This window comes from Paracoccus amoyensis (assembly GCF_014490725.1).
Taxonomy (GTDB): domain Bacteria; phylum Pseudomonadota; class Alphaproteobacteria; order Rhodobacterales; family Rhodobacteraceae; genus Paracoccus; species Paracoccus amoyensis.
Map to the genome: position 1 here is coordinate 16,062 of NZ_JACOQL010000001.1, position 17,564 is coordinate 33,625.

Annotated in this window: 19 protein-coding genes; 14 read left to right on the top strand and 5 right to left on the bottom strand. The window is 62.7% G+C overall.

The annotated features are described in order from the left end of the window. Genes H4P12_RS00065 through H4P12_RS00075 form a run of 3 tightly spaced genes read right to left on the bottom strand, consistent with a single transcriptional unit; the run spans window position 1 to window position 3,306 of the window. The gene (locus H4P12_RS00065) at window positions 1–1,014 is read right to left on the bottom strand and encodes an alpha-ketoacid dehydrogenase subunit beta (RefSeq protein ID WP_187791576.1); all 1,014 of its coding nucleotides are present in this window, start codon (window positions 1,012–1,014) and stop codon (window positions 1–3) included. A 1-nt stretch (window position 1,015) separates the two neighbouring features. Beyond that, a complete protein-coding gene (locus H4P12_RS00070; protein ID WP_187791577.1) occupies window positions 1,016–2,248 on the bottom strand; it encodes a 3-methyl-2-oxobutanoate dehydrogenase (2-methylpropanoyl-transferring) subunit alpha in 1,233 nt (410 codons plus the stop codon). Beyond that, window positions 2,245–3,306 carry a Leu/Phe/Val dehydrogenase gene (locus H4P12_RS00075; protein ID WP_187791578.1) on the bottom strand — a complete coding sequence of 354 codons (1,062 nt, stop codon included), beginning with the start codon at window positions 3,304–3,306 and terminating at the stop codon, window positions 2,245–2,247. The genes H4P12_RS00070 and H4P12_RS00075 overlap by 4 nt, the downstream gene beginning before the upstream one ends. A 124-nt stretch (window positions 3,307–3,430) precedes the next feature. On the opposite strand from H4P12_RS00075, the gene H4P12_RS00080 reads away from it, so the two are divergent. Next, complete coding sequence (locus tag H4P12_RS00080) at window positions 3,431–3,892, top strand: Lrp/AsnC family transcriptional regulator (protein WP_187791579.1); 462 nt, start codon at window positions 3,431–3,433, stop codon at window positions 3,890–3,892. 16 nt (window positions 3,893–3,908) lie between these two features. Here the strand turns inward: H4P12_RS00080 and H4P12_RS00085 are convergent, their stop codons facing one another. Further along, window positions 3,909–4,886, bottom strand: coding sequence for an AraC family transcriptional regulator (locus H4P12_RS00085; RefSeq protein ID WP_187791580.1), 978 nt, complete (start codon window positions 4,884–4,886; stop codon window positions 3,909–3,911). 128 nt (window positions 4,887–5,014) lie between these two features. Between H4P12_RS00085 and H4P12_RS00090 the strand changes: the two genes are divergently transcribed. From H4P12_RS00090 to H4P12_RS00105, 4 genes are read left to right on the top strand one after another with little or no spacing between them, the layout of a single operon-like run. Further along, window positions 5,015–6,682 carry an acyl-CoA synthetase gene (locus tag H4P12_RS00090; protein ID WP_187791581.1) on the top strand — a complete coding sequence of 556 codons (1,668 nt, stop codon included), beginning with the start codon at window positions 5,015–5,017 and terminating at the stop codon, window positions 6,680–6,682. Between the two features lie 2 nt (window positions 6,683–6,684). After that, window positions 6,685–7,452: a 3-hydroxyacyl-CoA dehydrogenase gene (locus H4P12_RS00095; RefSeq protein ID WP_187791582.1), complete on the top strand. Its 768-nt coding sequence runs from the start codon at window positions 6,685–6,687 to the stop codon at window positions 7,450–7,452. 10 nt (window positions 7,453–7,462) lie between these two features. Continuing rightward, complete coding sequence (locus H4P12_RS00100; protein ID WP_187791583.1) at window positions 7,463–8,653, top strand: acetyl-CoA C-acyltransferase; 1,191 nt, start codon at window positions 7,463–7,465, stop codon at window positions 8,651–8,653. Continuing rightward, window positions 8,653–9,780, top strand: coding sequence for an acyl-CoA dehydrogenase (locus H4P12_RS00105; RefSeq protein ID WP_187791584.1), 1,128 nt, complete (start codon window positions 8,653–8,655; stop codon window positions 9,778–9,780). The genes H4P12_RS00100 and H4P12_RS00105 overlap by 1 nt, the downstream gene beginning before the upstream one ends. A 76-nt stretch (window positions 9,781–9,856) precedes the next feature. On the opposite strand, the gene H4P12_RS00110 is transcribed toward H4P12_RS00105, so the two are convergent. Beyond that, on the bottom strand, window positions 9,857–10,723 hold the full coding sequence (locus H4P12_RS00110) for a DUF2189 domain-containing protein (protein ID WP_187791585.1): 867 nt from the start codon (window positions 10,721–10,723) through the stop codon (window positions 9,857–9,859). Between the two features lie 430 nt (window positions 10,724–11,153). Here H4P12_RS00110 and H4P12_RS00115 point away from each other — a divergent pair, with 430 nt between their 5' ends. The 9 genes from H4P12_RS00115 (at window position 11,154) to H4P12_RS00150 (ending at window position 17,564) form a co-directional block, all read left to right on the top strand. Continuing rightward, complete coding sequence (locus H4P12_RS00115) at window positions 11,154–11,477, top strand: hypothetical protein (RefSeq protein WP_187792501.1); 324 nt, start codon at window positions 11,154–11,156, stop codon at window positions 11,475–11,477. Beyond that, window positions 11,474–12,007 carry a head-tail connector protein gene (locus tag H4P12_RS00120; RefSeq protein WP_187791586.1) on the top strand — a complete coding sequence of 178 codons (534 nt, stop codon included), beginning with the start codon at window positions 11,474–11,476 and terminating at the stop codon, window positions 12,005–12,007. The genes H4P12_RS00115 and H4P12_RS00120 overlap by 4 nt, the downstream gene beginning before the upstream one ends. Next, on the top strand, window positions 12,004–12,243 hold the full coding sequence (locus H4P12_RS00125) for a hypothetical protein (protein WP_187791587.1): 240 nt from the start codon (window positions 12,004–12,006) through the stop codon (window positions 12,241–12,243). Before H4P12_RS00120 ends, H4P12_RS00125 begins: the two co-directional genes overlap by 4 nt. A gap of 398 nt (window positions 12,244–12,641) precedes the next feature. Further along, window positions 12,642–14,372 carry a terminase large subunit domain-containing protein gene (locus tag H4P12_RS00130; RefSeq protein ID WP_246448749.1) on the top strand — a complete coding sequence of 577 codons (1,731 nt, stop codon included), beginning with the start codon at window positions 12,642–12,644 and terminating at the stop codon, window positions 14,370–14,372. After that, complete coding sequence (locus H4P12_RS00135) at window positions 14,363–14,701, top strand: HNH endonuclease (protein ID WP_187791588.1); 339 nt, start codon at window positions 14,363–14,365, stop codon at window positions 14,699–14,701. Before H4P12_RS00130 ends, H4P12_RS00135 begins: the two co-directional genes overlap by 10 nt. An 8-nt stretch (window positions 14,702–14,709) precedes the next feature. After that, complete coding sequence (locus tag H4P12_RS00140; protein ID WP_187791589.1) at window positions 14,710–15,945, top strand: phage major capsid protein; 1,236 nt, start codon at window positions 14,710–14,712, stop codon at window positions 15,943–15,945. Continuing rightward, entirely contained in the window at window positions 15,945–16,496 is a 552-nt protein-coding gene (locus H4P12_RS00145; RefSeq protein WP_187791590.1) for an HK97 family phage prohead protease, read from the top strand. The genes H4P12_RS00140 and H4P12_RS00145 overlap by 1 nt, the downstream gene beginning before the upstream one ends. Before the next feature lies 1 nt (window position 16,497). Next, window positions 16,498–16,728, top strand: a complete 231-nt coding sequence (locus tag H4P12_RS18630) for a hypothetical protein (RefSeq protein WP_246448750.1) — start codon at window positions 16,498–16,500, stop codon at window positions 16,726–16,728. Further along, complete coding sequence (locus tag H4P12_RS00150) at window positions 16,719–17,564, top strand: phage portal protein (RefSeq protein ID WP_246448751.1); 846 nt, start codon at window positions 16,719–16,721, stop codon at window positions 17,562–17,564. The genes H4P12_RS18630 and H4P12_RS00150 overlap by 10 nt, the downstream gene beginning before the upstream one ends.

The window sequence follows — 17,564 nt, forward strand, 5'->3', positions numbered from 1 at the left end:
TTAGCGCTCCATCACGGTTTTCAACGCGGCGCCGACACGGACCGGGCCGGGGAAGTAATCCCATTCCTGCGCATGTGGATAGGGTGTGTCCCATCCGGTGACGCGGATAATCGGCGCTTCCAGACTATAGAAGCAGTTTTCCTGCACCAAAGCCGACAGTTCGGCCCCGAAACCCGAAGTTTTCGTCGCCTCATGCACGATCACGCAGCGGCCGGTTTTCTCGACCGAGGCTTTGATCGTATCCAGATCAATCGGCAAAAGCGTGCGCAGATCGATGATTTCGGCGTCGATACCGGTTTCCGCCGCCGCCGCTTCGGCCACATAGACCATGGTGCCATAGGCCAGAACGGTGACATCCTTGCCTTCACGGGTGATGCGGGCCTTACCCAGTGGAATGATCTCGTTCCCTTCGGGAACATCGCCCAAGGGATGCTTTTTCCAGCTTGTCACCGGGCGGTCATGATGACCGTCGAAGGGGCCGTTATAAAGTCGTTTCGGTTCCAGAAAGATCACCGGATCGGGATCGGCGATTGCCGCCAGCAACAGCCCCTTGGCGTCACGCGGATTGGATGGGACCACGGTTTTCAGGCCCGATGAATGGGTAAAAAACGCCTCGGGTGATTGGCTGTGCGTCTGGCCGCCAAAGATGCCGCCGCCCGTGGGCATGCGGATCACCAGCGGGCAGGTGAAATCCCCGGCCGAGCGGTGACGCAGGCGTGCAGCCTCGGACACGATCTGGTCCATGCCGGGATAGACGTAATCGGCGAACTGAATCTCGATCACCGGGCGCAGGCCATAGGCGGCCATGCCGATGGCGGTGCCGACGATACCGGCCTCGTTGATCGGCGCGTCGAAGCAGCGCGACTTGCCGTATTTCTTTTGCAGCCCCGCCGTCACGCGAAAGACGCCACCGAAATAGCCGACATCTTCGCCATAGACGACGACGCGGTCATCATTGGCCATGGCGACATCATGGGCGTCGCGCAGGGCCTCGATCATGGTCATCTGCACCATCTTAATACCCTGCTTCCTGACGCTGCCGGACAAGATGCGGCGGCATGGTTTCAAATACACCTTCAAACATGTCGCGGGCCGATGGGGCCGTGCCCTGACCCAGGGTGCCATTCGCCTCGGCGGCTTTTTGGGCTGCGACGACCTCATCCCTGATCTGGGCTTCGGCCTGAATGTGGCGTTCTTCGGACCATGCGCCAATGCGGATCAGATGACGTTTCAGCCGGTCGATGGGATCGCCCAGCGGCCATGCCGCACCCTCATCCGCGGCGCGATAGGCGGATGGATCATCGCTGGTCGAATGGCCGCCCGCGCGATAGGTCACATGTTCGATCAGTGTCGGGCCGTGGCCCAGACGCGCGCGTTCCGCCGCCCATTTGGCAACCGCATGCACCGCCAGATAATCATTGCCATCGACCCGGACCGAGGCGATCCCGAACCCGTGTCCGCGTGCTGCAAATGTGCCCACGCCGCCCCGCGCAATCCCCTGAAAGGTCGAGATTGCCCACTGGTTGTTCACGATATTCAGGATGACCGGCGCATTATAAGTCGAGGCAAAGACCATCGCGCTGTGAAAATCGCTTTCGGCGGTCGAACCATCGCCGATCCACGCCGCAGAAATGCGCGTGTCGCCCGAAATGGCCGATGCCATGGCCCAGCCGACAGCCTGCACGAATTGCGTGCCCAGATTGCCCGAGATGCTGAAGAAGCCATGATCCTTGGACGAATACATGATCGGCAATTGCCGCCCATGCAGAGGATCTTTCGCGTTGGAATAGATCTGGTTCATCATCGTCTGCATCGGGTAATCCCGCGCGATCAGCAATCCGGCCTGACGATAGGTCGGAAAGTTCATGTCGCCGGGTTCCAGCGCCATCGCGAAGGCGCAGCTGACAGCCTCTTCCCCCAGATGCTGCATGTAAAAGCTGGTCTTACCCTGGCGTTGCGCGGTCAGCATCCGGGCATCAAAAGCCCGCAACAGCATCATGTGCCGCAGACCTTGCAGCAATTCCTCCTGCGACAGGCCCTCGGCCCATGGGCCAACGGCCTCGGCGTCCTTGTTCAGGACGCGGATGATCGAAAAGGCCATGTCGCGGATGTCGTCGGGGTCGACGTCAACTGGCGGTCGATCCACGGCACCTGCCCGCGGGATCACGAAATCCGAAAAGTCGGGTGTGTCGCCGGGGCGGCAACCCGGCTCTGGCACATTCAGGGTAAGCGGCGGAGTATTGGTCATGCAACGTTCCTGTTCGCAGAGGCGAGAATCTCTTTTACCATATCAGCGGCGATTTCGGTTGTGTTGCGATCTTCCTGCTCGGCGCGCGTCAGCATCGCATCAACCCGACCTGCGATCCCTGCCAGCCGATCACGCCGATAGCCGGGACCGGCTTTGTGGATTTCCCCGGCCACACTGATGATGCCGCCAGCGTTGACCACGTAATCGGGTAAATAGCGGATGCCACGGGCGTGCAGGGCGCCCGCGATACCGGGATGGGCAAGCTGGTTATTGGCCGCACCACAGATCAGTTTGGCGGTCAGTTGCGGCCCGGTCGTGTCATTCAGAACCGCGCCCAATGCACAGGGGGCAAAAATATCCATCTGTGTCGCAAATACCTGATCCGGCGCGATCACCGTAGCGCCCAGACCACGGGCAGCGCGATCCAGCGCGGCTTGGTCAATATCGGTGACGATCAATGCCGCTCCGGCTGCATGCAGCTTTTCGGCCAGCGACATGCCGACATGGCCCAACCCCTGCACCAGCACCTGACGGCCGGTCAGATCTTCGCTGCCAAAGACGTGTTTTGCGCCAACGCGCAGGCATTGGAAAACGCCCTCTGCCGTGAAAGGCGAGGGGTCGCCGCTGCCATATTGACCGCCCTCCAACCCGACGGCATAGGGCGTCTCTGTTGCGGCCTGCGCAATATCGGCAGGCGATGTGCCGACATCCTCGGCCGTGTAGTAGCTGCCATTCAGTGCGTTGATGGCGCGGCCAAAAGCGCGGAACAATTCCGGGGTTTTGTCACGTTTGGCGTCGCCCAGAATGACAGATTTGCCGCCGCCAAGCCCCAGATCGGCCATGGCGTTCTTATAGGTCATGCCTTCGGCCAAGCGCTGCACATCATGGCGCGCATCATCCCATCTGGCGTAATTCCACATCCGGCAACCGCCCGCCGCAGGGCCAAGCGCGGTTGAATGGATGCAGATCAGGGCGCGCAGCCCCGAGGCCGGGTCTTCGGCGCGAACCAGACGCTCGAAACCTTTGGGCGGGGTTTCGTCGGTAAGGGTCAAGGTCATCCTGCTATCTCCCCATGGCTGGATTGGCTCAGATTATACGCATGAGTGTGGTGGAAATAGGGGCCTGACGGCTGGATGAAGCGGAAATATTAGTGTTATTCACTCGTCAATTGAGGAAGTGCATATGAAAATCACCATAGATTCGATTGACCGCAAGATTCTTGCCGCCGTGCAGAAGCATGGGCGTATCACCCTGGCCGAATTGGCCGAACAGGTGGGCCTGTCTGCAACGCCCTGCAAGCGACGCTTGGCCCGGCTGGAAGAAAGCGGCGTGATTGCCGATTATCACGCGCGTATCGATCCGGTCGCCAGCGGGTTCGGCATTACTGTCTTTGTCTCGGTCGAATTGGAGCGGCAGCACGTCGATGAGCTGACCCGGTTTCAGCAGGCTGTGGCAGGCTTCGCCGAGGTCGTGACAGGCGTGCTGATGACGGGCAGTCAGGATTTCCTGCTGGAAGTGGCGGTCGAAAGTTTAGATGAATATGAGCGCTTTTTGCAAACGCGGCTGTTGAAGCTGGAAAATATCCGCGCCGTCCGGTCGCGCTTTGCACTGCGCAAGTTCATCGACAGATCACGGATCCCATAAGTGGTGGGCGGTCGGGTCAGGCGTTGCGTTTGAACGCACCGGGGCTTTGACCGGTCCATTTCATATAGGCGCGGTGAAACGCACTGGGTTCGCTGTAACCCAATTCCGTCGCGACCTGCGCTACGGTCATATCTTGCGTCAAAAGCCGCTGGGCCAGGACCGAGCGCAATTCATCCTTGATCGCGCCGAAGCTTTGCCCATCGCTGCGCAACCTGCGGCGCAACGTGGCTGTAGACAGACCCAGCTGTGCTGCCATTTCCTCGAACCCCGGCCAATTGATCGGGGCGATCGCGCCCAGTCGTGCACGAATACGGGCCGATAGATCGTCGTCGTGGCGATAACGGATCAGCAAATTTGCCGGCGTGCCGCGCAGAAAGCTTTCCAATGCGGTTTCACTTCGCACGACCGGCAAGGGCAGGTAGGTGGAATCGAAAACCAGATTGGTTTGCGGCTGGTCGAACAGGACGGGCGCGCCGAAAAAAGATCGATAGTCCTGCCGGTCTTTCGGCGCGCGGCAGGCGAAATCCAGGCGCCGCAGCGGTATCCGCCGACCGATCAGCCAGCAGGCGACCCCCATCAGAATCAGCCAATAGGCGCGATAGGCAAATGCCGGGCGTTGAGCATTGTCGTCCAGCGTGATGATGGCCAGGCCGTCAGACACGCGCAGGCTGCCACGTGGTTGGTCAAGGATCACGTTCAGAAACTGCAGCGACCGGCGCAGGGCGCGTTCCAGATTGCCGCTGTGCAGGACCGCGTGACACATCAGATCAAGGCTGCCCGGTCGCATTGCCCGCGCGCCCAGCCCAAAGAACTCGCATTGAATTTCCTTGGCAATCCGCCACCACAATCGGCCATATTCATGATTCGTGACGGGACGGTCGACCATCGCAGGCAACCCAGCATCCGCCAGAAGCAGAGCCGCGTCGATGCCATGGCTGCGCACCGCATCCAATGCGTCGTTGACGAATCCCGGGGTGATGTTGGCGCGTTCCATGGCTGACTGGTATTGTAAAATCGATCACTTATATCTGCATTCAATGTCATTGTTTGCAATATGGGTAAGTGTAAAATTCGCCTATCATACCCCGCGAGGAGGCGGGACATGGCAGGAGGAGCTTTCGCATGCATGCGCAAATGATTTCACCACCGTCGATGACCTATGACGACGCCGCCAGTAATTTTCGGATCGAAGATGAGATCGCCCGCCTTTCAGGTGATTTGGACAATCTGAACGGCTGCGTCGAATGCGTTGACCGCTATGTCGGGCAGAACCGGCTGGCCCTGCGCGCGGTTTCTGCTGCGGGTCATATCACCGAATACACGTTCGAGGATCTGCAACGGTTGTCGGCGCGGATGGCGAACGTCATGGCCGGGTGGGGCATCGGCGCTGGCGACGTTGTCGCGGGGTTGCTGCCGCGCACCATCGAACTGGTGGCAACGATCCTGGGGGCGTGGCGGCTGGGCGCGGTTTATCAGCCGCTGTTCTGCGCCTTTGGACCTTCGGCCATCGAACATCGCTTCAACACCAGCGGCGCCAAGCTGGTCGTCACCAATATGGCGAACCGCGCCAAACTGGCCCAGATCGCCAACTGCCCGCAGGTCGCAACCGTGATCGACGCTGGCGAGGTTCTGCCGCAGGGCGATATCGACTTGCGTGCGCAGCTTGCGGCAGCATCGCCTGAATTTGCCCCGGTCATGCGGCGTGGCGACGATCTGCTGATGATGATGTCCACATCCGGCACGACCGGCCTGCCCAAGGGGGTGCCTGTGCCGCTGCGCGCAATGCTGGCCTTCGGGGCTTATATGCGCAACGCCATTGGCCTGCGGGAAGATGACGTATTCTGGAATATCGCCGATCCGGGTTGGGCCTATGGCCTTTATTACGCGATCACCGGGCCGCTGCAGCTGGGAATTGCAACGACCCTGTATGAGGGCGGCTTTACCGCCGACAGCACCTATGACCTGATCGAACGTCTGGGCGTCACCAGCCTTGCGGGGTCGCCCACAGCCTTTCGTCTGCTGATCGCGGCAGGACCGCAAGCCGCGACGCGGATCAAGGGAAAACTGCGCTGCGTCTCCTCGGCCGGTGAGCCGCTGAACCCAGAGGTTATCCGCTGGTTTGACGAATACCTGTCGGTGCCGATCTTTGACCATTACGGTCAGACGGAAACCGGCATGACGGTGAACAATCACCACGGTTTGACCCATCATGTCCGCGCAGGCTCGGCCGGGTTCGCCATGCCGGGATATCGCGTCGCCATTCTTGACGAGCACGGAAAAGAGTTGGGACCGAACCAGCCGGGCATTCTGGCCATTGATATCGCGAAATCGCCACTGTTGTTCTTTACCGGCTACCATCAGAAAGACACGCCCGCGATCGCTGGCGGATATTACCGCACTGGCGACACGGTTGAATTCGAGCCGGACGGGTCCGTCAGCTTTGTCGGACGGTCGGATGATATCATCACATCCTCGGGCTATCGCATCGGTCCGTTTGATGTGGAAAGCGCGTTGGTGGAACATCCCGCCGTCAATGAGGCGGCGGTGATCGGCGTTCCCGACCCCGAGCGGACCGAACTGGTCAAGGCTTTCGTGATCCTGTCGCCCGGTTATTCGGGCAGCGACGAATTGGCCCAAGACCTGCGCCAGCATGTCAAAACGCGCATGGCTGCCCATGCCTATCCCCGCTTGATCGACTTCGTGGCCGAGCTGCCCAAGACGCCAAGTGGCAAAATCCAGCGCTTTCTTCTGCGCAAGGCAGAGATCGAAAAACAACAGGCCGAGGGCTGAGAATGCAGATAAAAGACCATGTGTTTCTGATCACCGGCGCGGGTTCCGGTCTTGGGCATGCCGTCGCGCAGATGGTGGTGCAGCAGGGGGGCCACGCTGTTCTGCTGGATGTGAACGGGGATGCGGGGCGCGCGGTGGCCGATCAGCTTGGCCCGAACGCTGTCTTTCATCGCACCGATGTCACCAGCGATGCCGAAGGGCAGGCCGCGGTGCAAGCGGCGCTTGACGCCTTTGGGCGCGTCGATGTGCTGGTCAACTGCGCGGGCGTAGCGCCGGGCGAGAAAATTCTGGGCCGCGACGGGCCGCATAAGCTGGACAGCTTTGCCCGCGCCGTTTCGATCAACCTGATCGGCACGTTCAACATGCTGCGCCTTGCGGCCGAGGCGATGCAGAGGAACGAACCGGGCTCGTCGGGTGAACGTGGCGTGGTGATCAACACGGCCTCGATCGCGGCTTATGACGGGCAGATCGGGCAGGCGGCCTATGCCTCGTCCAAGGGGGCGGTGGCGTCGCTGACGCTGCCCGCCGCGCGCGAGCTGGCGCGGCACGGGATCAGGGTCGTGACCATCGCACCGGGGATCTTCGCCACCCCGATGATGAAGGGCTTGCCGCAGGACGTGCAGGATTCGCTGGGCGCATCGGTGCCTTTCCCGTCCCGGTTGGGCGATCCGGCGGAATACGCCAATCTGGTCCGCCATATCGTTGAAAATCAGATGTTGAATGGCGAGGTGATCCGGCTTGACGGTGCCTTGCGCATGGCTGCGAAGTAAGGAGGATTTCATGTCATCTTCAGATCCAATCGTCATCGTCGGCGCAGCCCGCACCCCGATGGGCGGCTTTCAGGGCGATCTGTCCGGCGCGACGGCTGCCGAACTGGGCGCCGCTGCAATCGGCGCCGCAGTCGCGAGTGCAACCATCGTCCCGGAAGCGGTCGAGGAAATCATCATGGGGTGTGTTCTACCCGCCGGGCAGGGACAGGCCCCGGCACGTCAGGCCGCGATCAAGGCTGGCCTGCCATTGGGCGCGGGCGCGACCACCATCAACAAGATGTGCGGATCGGGCATGAAGGCCGCGATGCTGGCCCATGACCTGCTTATCGCGGGCACGGCAGATGTCATTGTCGCGGGTGGCATGGAAAGCATGACGAATGCGCCCTACCTGTTGCCCAAAGCGCGGGGCGGTTTTCGTATGGGGCACGGGCAGGTCATGGACCACATGTTCCTTGACGGGCTTGAGGACGCTTATGACAAGGGCCGCCTGATGGGCACCTTTGCCGAAGATTGTGCCCAGTCCTATCAGTTCACCCGTGAAGCGCAGGACGAATTTGCCATCACCTCGCTGACCCGTGCGCAACGGGCGATCGCCGACGGTCTGTTCGCGGCCGAGGTCGCGCCGATGACGGTCAGGTCCGGCAGAACCGAAACTGTCGTCACCATCGACGAACAACCCGGCAAGGCGCGTCTGGACAAGATCCCGACCCTTCGCCCGGCCTTCCGCGAAGATGGCACGGTCACGGCGGCGAACTCTTCCTCGATCTCTGACGGCGGTGCCGCGCTGGTCCTGATGCGCCTGTCTCAGGCGGAAAAGCGCGGTCTGACCCCGCGTGCGGTGATCGTTGGCCATTCCACCCACGCCGACAAACCGAACCTGTTCCCGACCGCCCCGATTGGCGCGATGAAGAAACTGGCCCAGAAAACCGGCTGGAACCTGAATGACGTTGATCTGTTCGAGGTGAACGAGGCGTTCGCCGTCGTCGCCATGGCCGCGATGCGCGATCTGGATTTGCCGCATGACAAGGTGAACATCCACGGTGGTGCCTGTGCGCTTGGCCACCCGATCGGCGCATCTGGTGCGCGTGTCATGGTCACGCTGCTGAATGCGCTGGAAACGCATGGACTGAATCGCGGCGTTGCCTCACTCTGCATTGGCGGGGGCGAGGCGACCGCAGTCGCAATCGAAAGGTTCAACTGATGATACTGAACGACACTCAGGAACAAATCCGCGATGCAGCCCGCGATTTCGCGCAGGAACGCCTGGCCCCCGGTGCGGCGGAGCGCGACGCCCAGTCCCGCTTTCCCCGCGAAGAGCTGGATGAGATGGGTCAGCTTGGCTTTCTGGGCATGCTGGTGCCGGAAGAATATGGCGGATCGGAGCTTGGCACGGTTGCCTATGCTCTTGCGCTGGAAGAAATCGCAGCGGGCGATGGCCCCTGTTCCACCATCGTGTCGGTGCACAGTTCAGTCGGCTGCATGCCGATCGTGAAATACGGCACCGAAGAACAGAAGCGGAAATACCTGCCCAAGCTGGCATCGGGTGAATGGATCGGGGGCTTTGCGCTGACTGAACCTTCGACCGGATCGGATGCCGCTGCGATCCGAACCCGCGCTGTGCGTGACGGCGACCACTATGTTCTGAACGGATCAAAACAGTTCATCACCTCGGGCAAGAACGGCCAGCTGATCATCGTGTTCGCCGTGACCGATCCTTCGGCGGGCAAGAAGGGCATCACCGCCTTCATCGTGCCGACCGATACCCCCGGTTACGAGGTGATGTCGGTTGAAAAGAAGCTGGGCCTGCACAGCACCGATACCTGCGCGCTGTCCTTTACCGATATGCGCATCCCGGTTGAAAATCGGCTGGGCGAGGAAGGCGAGGGGCTGAAGATCGCGCTGGCCAACCTGGAGGGCGGCCGCATCGGCATTGCCGCGCAATCCGTCGGCATGGCCCGTGCGGCATTCGAACATGCCCGCGATTATGCGAAAGAGCGGATCACCTTTGGCAAGCCCATCATCCAGCATCAGGCAGTCGCCTTCATGTTGGCCGATATGGCGACGCGGATCGAGACCGCGCATCAGATGGTCCTGCACGCAGCCGCGTTGCGCGAAGCGGGTCTGCCCTGCCTGACCGAGGCCTCCATGGCAAAGCTGGTGGCGTCAGAGATGGCCGAAAAGGTCTGTTCGGACGCGATCCAGATTCATGGTGGTTATGGCTATCTGCGGGACTACCCCGTTGAACGCATCTATCGTGATGTCCGCGTGACGCAAATCTATGAAGGCACCAGCGAGGTGCAGCGTCTGGTCATTGCCCGCGCCCTGTAGCCTCGCAAGAATCAAATACGTGCTTGCCCCTGTTCGGTTTGCAAGCACGTATGGACGCATGGGCAGATCGCGTGGCTCAGGCGGGCCAGCTGACTGCCCGGCGATAAAGGTGCCACGTGGCATGCCCAAGGACAGGCAGCACCACGATAAGTCCGGCGAAAACCGGAACCGAACCCAGCATCAGCGCAAGCGCGACAATCAGTCCCCAGATTGCGGTCATGCCCGGATTGTGGCGCGCGAAAGCCAGCGACGTCGACAAGGCCACCGGCACGCCTACCGGGCGGTCGATCAGCATCGGAAATGAAACGATGCTGATGCACAGCACCACGGCTGCAAAGATGAAGCCCGCGCCAAAGCCCAGAATGATCATCGCCCAACCCGCATTGGTGGTAAAGGCGTCGCGCAGCAGGTCCAGCAGGCTGTCGTAGGACGCAGGACCAAGTGTTGCCGCCCAGATCGCATGTGCCACGATCATCCAAAGGACGAATATCGCCACAAGCAACAATCCCAGGGTCAGCACCGGTCCCAAGACACGCCCCCTGAGCGTCGTGAATGCTGCACGCCAGTCGGTTGCATCGCCCCGCTCTCTCCGTCGGCTCATTTCATAAAGGCCGATCGCGGCGACAGGCCCGATCAGGGGAAACCCCGCGGCCAATGGGAACAACAGGTGGATCTGGCCCGCGTTGAACGTCCAAACGGCCAAAACAAAACCAATAATCGGATACAGCACCACAGCACTGATCACGTCCGAGCGGAGCGCGGCAAAATCTTCAATGCCCAAGCGAAGTGCTGTCCGAATATCGGCCATGCCGATCCGGTTGATTCTGGGGCGGGCCATGTCGTGACTGGCCACGCCCTCGACAGCTGCACCTAAGCCACGACCGGCACCAGCCAATCGTTGTGCGCCCCAGCTTAATGGATTTCCAATCGTTTCTCGGGTCATGACTGCATCCTCCCTGTCTGGAGGGCCCGGTATCGGGCAAAGCGTCAGCCGAAGACCCCGGCATCCGCCCGCAAAGCTGCCGGGCCGAACCGTCCTTGCACGACAGCATAGCAGATCCCGCCCGCTATTGCACCTTTCGAATGCGTGAAAATGCCGAGAGGCCTTTGCTCAAAGCCCCCCAAGCCCATCAATCACGCTGGGCAAAGCCGACCATTTCAGCCACGTTGCGTAGGCCGAAAACTGGCAAACTTCGGTTCATGAAATGGGCGGGACGAGGTTTCATTGCGCAGTTGAACTGCGCATGACCGGGCTGTGAATCTGGACGGAGTGGCAGCCCGTAGGGTCAACTTCATTTCCTCATGAAATCAACGCCTCTGTTAGCCCGAATGGGCTGACAGAGGTCATTGAAAACACTTCCGAAAATCTAGATTTGCCCTGCGAGAAATCGGGCGAATTCACGCAAGAAGAATACGCGCGAAACCTTCGCCGCGAAGCGCTTGCCCATGCCCTAATTTCCGCGGTCATCGACTGCGATCCTGATGACCGCCTGCCGTTCATAGAGGCGGTCTATGAGGGGCTGCGGGCGGGCCAGCCGGTGCCGCTATTTGGTCGGCTAATGGCCGAGGCCAATTTCTGGGCCAATCTTGCCAGCCGGGCCGAACGGAAGGCGTATTGCGCCGCATCCTTCGCCAGACTGTCACCAGCTGATCAGGCGGCGTTCCTGTCCTTCGCAGAACGGCAGGTGGCGGCATGAATATCCAACGCCTGAACCGAACCGACATGACCAGCGACATGCTGGCCGAGGCGAAGTCTCTGGCTCGGGTCATGCATGACGATGAAGATGCTGACCTGTATCGCATGGTCAATGCCGCCGCGCTCGAGGCCGAGGAGCTGGCCCAGATTGCGCTGCTGCATCAGACGGTGCGTGTGACGCTGGATGGCTGGCCGCGTGGCAGTTCCTTCGCCCTGCCGATTGCGCCGCTGCTGGACTGGTCAACCGTCCAGATCACCGCTGACGACACCGCCTTTGAGGATTTCAGCGTCATTACCGGGCAGCGCCCCGCGATCCGGGCAACCGGCCCGCGCCCCTGTGGCGTCGTGGTGATCGAGTATCAGGCCGGATTCGGTGCAGATGGCACTGACCTGCCTGCCGACTTGAGGCAGGCTGTCCTCGATCAGGTGGTGGCCTATTTCGACGCGCGTGGGCCGGGTGATCCCAAGGCCGTAGCGCTTTCGCCTCACTTCGTCCGCATCGTCGGGCGCTATCGGCGGGTGCGGGCATGAGTGCCGAACAATTCTACACCGGCGATCCCGAGGTGGATCACCTGCTGTTCAGCTGGCGGCGTGTCATTGCCGACGCAACGGGCTGGTCTCGGGGCTTTGCTCTGTCCATCCAGCGCGCTCGCAAGCGTCCGGGCTGGACGCCCAGCACCCGGCAACTGTCGGTCATGCGTCAGCTGGTGGCCGAGCTGCCAGCGGTGTCGGGGGAGGGTGATGGCGACCTGATCGACAGGGACTGAACATACTGGCCCGCATAGCGCGGGCCTCGGCAGACTGCGGGCTTTCACGGGTTAGCTGGCGCGTTTGCTTAAAGCGCAACCAAGGAACGGGTCAGGCGCAAACCGGCGCGGCATCAGCCGCACGGTGCGGATGAGAAACCGCAGGGGCAGCTATCCCGGCTTTGCCGGTCTCTCCAAGCCTCAAGACCCCGCTGCCACCCTCTGGCGGCGAACATGGGAGAGCGGACCAGGCCGAGGGAAAGGCAGGTCTGACCAAAGCGACGGGCTCGTCCGAATGGGCAGGTCAAGATTGCAGAGGTCGGGGCGGGAGCTGGGTTCAGAACCCCGGCGCTTAACCCGCTTCCCGACCTTTGCTCGGGGTCTGAACCGATAGGCAGGCCAGACGGAGAGGAAGAGAGATGACGCAGTTGCAGCGCAATATGTTCGGCGGTGACGACGATGTTTCGGCGCGACCGAAAGGGCGTCCGCGTCTCGATGGTCTGCCCGCCGGATCGCCCGAAGCGCGTGAAGCCGATGCGCGAACTGGTCCCAATGCCGCGACTTTGCGCGCGCTAGGGGACCGTCGGCAGAGTGTTCCTTTCGGGCTTTTGGAAAAAATCGGGGGAAAGTCGCCAGCGATGCGCGCCATCCAGTTTTTGGGGCTGTTGCGCGTTCCTGACGGTAAAAAGGCCGGAAAACCCCTTAAACTGGCGAATTTCCAGCGGAATTTTGTGAAAGGTGCATTTGCGCGCGGCGTGACGGTGGGCGTCCTTTCCATCGGGCGCGGCAACGCCAAGACGGCGCTGTCTGCCGGACTGGCCTTGGCCGATCTGACCGGCGCGCTGCAAGAGAACCCGCAGCCGAACCGCGAGATCATCTTCGCAGCCCGCAACCGCGATCAGGCGCGCATCGCGTTCAACTTTGTGCTGGGCTACATCAACGGCCTGCCCGAGGAAGATCAGGCGCTGTTCACCATCCGGCGCGGCTCCAAGCTGGAAATCGAATTCGAGGGCAACGGCGGCGGACTGGCGCGCTGCATTGCCGCTGACGGCAAGTCGATCCTGGGCGGTGCGCCGACGCTGGCGATCATGGATGAACGCGCGGCATGGGAACGCGAAAAGGGCGACAACCTCGAGAACGCCATACTGTCGGGCCTCGGCAAGCGCGATGGCCGGGCGCTGATCATCTCGACTTCGGCGGCGGATGACACCAACACGTTTTCCCGCTGGCTCGATCAGCCGCCGCCTGGTGCTTATGTGCAGGAACATCGCCCGCCCTTCGGCCTGCCTGCTGATGATCTGGAAAGTCTGCTGCTGGCGAACCCCGGTGCGTCCGAAGGTATCGGGTCCAGCCCGGACTGGCTTGTCTCGGCAGCCCGCACCGCCATTGCGCGCGGCGGATCGGCCCTTTCCAGCTTCCGCAACCTGAACCGCAACGAGCGGGTGTCGATCGAGAACAAGTCGGTTCTGGTCACAGTCGATGAATGGCTGTCGGCAGAGATCGCGCCCGATGAACTTCCCGCCCGCGACGGACCCTGCATTCTGGGCGTGGATCTGGGTGGATCGCGGTCGATGTCGGCGGCGGCGTTTTACTGGCCGGACACCGGGCGGCTTGAGGCACTCGGCACGTTCCCGGCCTATCCGTCGCTCAAGGATCGCGGCGAAGCGGATGCGGTGGCGGGCCGGTATCTGGAAATGCATGAACGCGGCGAACTGTCCGTGATGGGCGAGAACACTGTGCCGCCCGGCCCTTGGCTGGCCGAGATCGTCCGCCAGCTGGACGGCATCCAGCCCGCCTGCATCGTCGGCGACCGCTTCCGCCATGCCGAATTCGCCGAGGCCATGAACAATGCCGGGCTGGCGCGCGTCCCGTTCATCTGGCGCGGTTTCGGCTGGAAGGACGGGGCCGAAGATATCGAGCGGTTCCGGCGCGCGCTGTTCGATGGCGACGTGAAGGTCACGCCGTCGTTGTTGCTGCGCTTTGCCTTCGCGGATGCCGTGACGCTGATCGACCCGGCGGGCAACGCCAAGCTGGCCAAGGGCCGCACCTTGGGCCGGATCGACGCGGCGGCGGCATCGGTGCTGGCCGTGGCGCAGGGCGCGCGGATGAAAGCCACCCCGACACGGAAGGCGCGCGTGGCATGGGCATGAAACGCGACGATTACGCCCGCCATTCCAAGCGCGTCACCTCGACCAAGCGCTGGCAGGTTCTGCGGCAAGCCGTCCTCGAGCACGACGGTTGGGCCTGCGTGGATTGCGGCACCAAGCGCGGGCGTCTGGAAATCGACCATGTGAAGCCGGTGCGGACGCATCCGCATCTGGCCTTCGCGCCGACGAACTGCGCCACCCGCTGTTCGTCCTGCCACACCCGAAAGACCCGGATCGAATGCGGGCATCCCGCCCCGATCCAGTCGCCCGCCCGCAAGGCGTGGGCAAAAGCCGTTGCCGAACTGGCAGCGGAACCCAAACCGGCAACATGAGGAACACCATGCTGGACAGTATCAAGATTGCACGGCGGCAAAGCGAAATCCGCCAATCGCTGGCCGAACTGGTCGGGAAAGAGACCCCGACCGAGGACGAAACCCGCCAGATGGGGACGCTGGACGCGGAATACCGCACCAACGAAACCCGTTACCGCGCGGCGCTGGTGTCAGAGGATACCGAACGCCGCGAGGCCGGGGCCGATCTGGAAACCCGCAGCGACCGCGAATATGCCGAGCTGGTCGGGCGCTTCGAGCTGCGGCAGGTCGCGTTGTCGCTGGATGAAGGCAAGGCGCTGTCCGGGGCGACGGCCGAGATCGTCACCGAGATGCGGAACGCGGGCGGCTATCAGGGCATTCCGGTGCCGCTGGCCGCGCTGGAAACCCGCGCCGGCGAAACCATTGCCGCTGATCAGATCAACCCGAAAACCATCCGTCCGATCATCGACCGCATCTTTCCCGGTTCGGTGGCCGAGCGTTTGGGCATTCAGCGGATCAACATTACCTCGGGCGAGCTGGCCTTTCCGGTGGCGACGGCGGGCGCGGTGTTTGGCTGGCAGACCACCGAGCTTGGCAATGTCGGCGGGCCGGAGCGGTTTGAAACGGCAGAGCGCAGCCTGAACCCTGATCACACCGGCGGGGCGCAGATGGTGATCAGCCGCAAGGCGCTGAAACAGGCGGGTGACGGCCTCGAGGCGGCAATCCGGCGTGATCTGAACGCGGCCATCGGCTTTGAGCTGGACCGGGTGACGATCAACGGTTCCGGCGCGGCGGGCCAGCCTCTGGGCATCATCCCCGGCGCGGCGACCTATGGCATCGATGTGACCCCGGTCGGCGCGACCGCGACGTGGGCTGCATTCCGGGCGCAGATCGTGGCGTTCATGCAGGACAATGCGATCACCAGCGCCAGCCAGGTCAATCTGGGCTTTGACCCTGCCATCTGGGCAGAGCTGGATGACGCGCTGATCACCGGCACCGCCGTGTCGGAATGGGACCGGCTGACCAAGCATGTCGGCACCCCGGCGATCAGCAACGTCATCCCTGCTGAAACCGCGATCATGACCGCGACCGTGCAGGGCATCGCGCCCGGCTATCTGGGCATCTATGGCGGCGTTGACCTGATCCGCGACCCCTACACCAAGGCGCAGTCGGGCCAGCTGGTTCTGACCGGCCTTGTCACGGCGGACTTTACCGTCCCGCGCGGGATGCAGACCCGCATCCTGACCGGCATCGGTGAACCCTGATGCTGTGGGGGGCGTCACTCGGCGCATTGGAACTGCGCAGCGAGGGCGGGGCAACCCGCCTTCGGGCGACGTTCCCCTATGGCGCGGCGACCGAACTGGCACCGGGGCGGCAAGAGGTTATCGCCGCCCGTGCCTTCGCTGACCGGATCGAGGCGGGCGAGGATATTCACCTGCTGGCCGGTCACGACTTCAACCGCCCGCTGGCCTCACGGTCGGCGGGCAGCCTGCGCGTCACCGATGGCGATGATGCCGTGGTGATTGAGGCCGATATCGGTGACGGCACCAGCTGGGCGCGGGATTTTCTTGCCGCCCATGCCTCGGGCCTGATCCGGGGGCTGTCGCCCGGTTTCCGCGTCCCCTCGGGCGGTGAACGGATCGAGCGGCGCGGCGCGGGCATGCTGCGCACCGTCACCCGCGCCCAGCTGCTGGAATTCTCGGCCGTCACCCGGCCCGCCTATCCGCAAGCACAGATCGAGGCGCGAGAATGGCAGCCCGTGGGCGAGGTCGCGGAACGCATTGTCGCAAACCACCTCAAGCGATGGAGGCTCTGACATGGGGCTGATGGATCTGTTCCGGCGCAAATCCGCGCCGATTGAGACCCGCGCGGTGCAGCCGGGCTATACCGCGTCCCTGATGGCCGCGCGCGAGGCGTGGATTTCCGGCGCGTCCGGGTTGGCCGAGCTGACGGCGGCAGTGCAAGGCTCTGTCACCCTCTGGGAAGCGGGCTTGTCGCTGGCTGATGTGCAGGGCACCATTTGCTGGACCGGCGCAGCATGGCGATGATCGCACGGGCGCTGGCCTTGCGCGGCGAATGCCTGTTCCTGATCCGCGACCGGCTGATCCCCTGCACCGATTGGGACTTGTCCACGCGCTATGGCCAGCCGCGGGCCTATCGCGTCGGCCTGCCGGAAATCGGTGGCGGTCGCAACGAAACCGTGCTGGCGGGCGAGGTGCTGCACTTCCGCATCGGTTGTGACGCCACCACGCCATGGGCCGGATCGGCGCCGCTGGCCCGCGCCCGTCTCTCGGCCGGCCTCTTGGACGAAATCACCACGGCCATGCGCGACGTGTTCCGCGATGCCCCCATCGGCAGCCAGATTATCCCCGTCCCCGAAGGCAGTCAGGAAGATATGGCCGACCTGCGCGCTGGCTTCAAAGGTCGGCGCGGCGCATCGCTGCTGATCGAGGGCGTTGCAGCGGCAACAGCGGCGGGCATGAACCCGCAGATCGGCCAGCGCCCCGACCAGCTGTCACCGAATCTGAAAGACACGCTGGCCGACAAGCTGCTGACCGAGGCCAAGGGCGAGATCTACGGCGTGTTCGGCATCCTGCCGGGGCTGGTCAATCCGTCCACCACCGGCCCGATGGTGCGCGAGGCGCAGCGGCATCTGGCGCAGCTGGTGCTGCAACCAATCGCCAACCTGCTGGCCGAGGAAGCGTCGGAAAAGCTGGGCGATGCCGTCACCATCGACGTGGTGCGCCCGATGCAGGCGTTCGATCACGGTGGCAAGGCGCGAGCGTTCGGCGCAATGTTGCAGGCGATGGCCGCCGCCAAAGAAGCCGGGCTGGACGGCGCGACCCTGCTGGACGCCCAGAAGTTCATCGACTGGCAAGAATGA

What these genes read in the sequence shown, in the direction of transcription:
- H4P12_RS00130 (WP_246448749.1), top strand. Translation starts at nt 12,642, where the DNA reads ATGACGCAGTTGCAGCGCAATATGTTCGGCGGTGACGACGATGTTTCG.
- H4P12_RS00065 (WP_187791576.1), bottom strand. Translation starts at nt 1,014, where the DNA reads ATGGTGCAGATGACCATGATCGAGGCCCTGCGCGACGCCCATGATGTC.
- H4P12_RS00150 (WP_246448751.1), top strand. Translation starts at nt 16,719, where the DNA reads ATGGCGATGATCGCACGGGCGCTGGCCTTGCGCGGCGAATGCCTGTTC.
- H4P12_RS00070 (WP_187791577.1), bottom strand. Translation starts at nt 2,248, where the DNA reads ATGACCAATACTCCGCCGCTTACCCTGAATGTGCCAGAGCCGGGTTGC.
- H4P12_RS18630 (WP_246448750.1), top strand. Translation starts at nt 16,498, where the DNA reads ATGGGGCTGATGGATCTGTTCCGGCGCAAATCCGCGCCGATTGAGACC.
- H4P12_RS00120 (WP_187791586.1), top strand. Translation starts at nt 11,474, where the DNA reads ATGAATATCCAACGCCTGAACCGAACCGACATGACCAGCGACATGCTG.
- H4P12_RS00135 (WP_187791588.1), top strand. Translation starts at nt 14,363, where the DNA reads ATGGGCATGAAACGCGACGATTACGCCCGCCATTCCAAGCGCGTCACC.
- H4P12_RS00100 (WP_187791583.1), top strand. Translation starts at nt 7,463, where the DNA reads ATGTCATCTTCAGATCCAATCGTCATCGTCGGCGCAGCCCGCACCCCG.
- H4P12_RS00090 (WP_187791581.1), top strand. Translation starts at nt 5,015, where the DNA reads ATGCATGCGCAAATGATTTCACCACCGTCGATGACCTATGACGACGCC.
- H4P12_RS00125 (WP_187791587.1), top strand. Translation starts at nt 12,004, where the DNA reads ATGAGTGCCGAACAATTCTACACCGGCGATCCCGAGGTGGATCACCTG.
- H4P12_RS00110 (WP_187791585.1), bottom strand. Translation starts at nt 10,723, where the DNA reads ATGACCCGAGAAACGATTGGAAATCCATTAAGCTGGGGCGCACAACGA.
- H4P12_RS00105 (WP_187791584.1), top strand. Translation starts at nt 8,653, where the DNA reads ATGATACTGAACGACACTCAGGAACAAATCCGCGATGCAGCCCGCGAT.
- H4P12_RS00075 (WP_187791578.1), bottom strand. Translation starts at nt 3,306, where the DNA reads ATGACCTTGACCCTTACCGACGAAACCCCGCCCAAAGGTTTCGAGCGT.
- H4P12_RS00085 (WP_187791580.1), bottom strand. Translation starts at nt 4,886, where the DNA reads ATGGAACGCGCCAACATCACCCCGGGATTCGTCAACGACGCATTGGAT.
- H4P12_RS00140 (WP_187791589.1), top strand. Translation starts at nt 14,710, where the DNA reads ATGCTGGACAGTATCAAGATTGCACGGCGGCAAAGCGAAATCCGCCAA.
- H4P12_RS00080 (WP_187791579.1), top strand. Translation starts at nt 3,431, where the DNA reads ATGAAAATCACCATAGATTCGATTGACCGCAAGATTCTTGCCGCCGTG.
- H4P12_RS00095 (WP_187791582.1), top strand. Translation starts at nt 6,685, where the DNA reads ATGCAGATAAAAGACCATGTGTTTCTGATCACCGGCGCGGGTTCCGGT.
- H4P12_RS00145 (WP_187791590.1), top strand. Translation starts at nt 15,945, where the DNA reads ATGCTGTGGGGGGCGTCACTCGGCGCATTGGAACTGCGCAGCGAGGGC.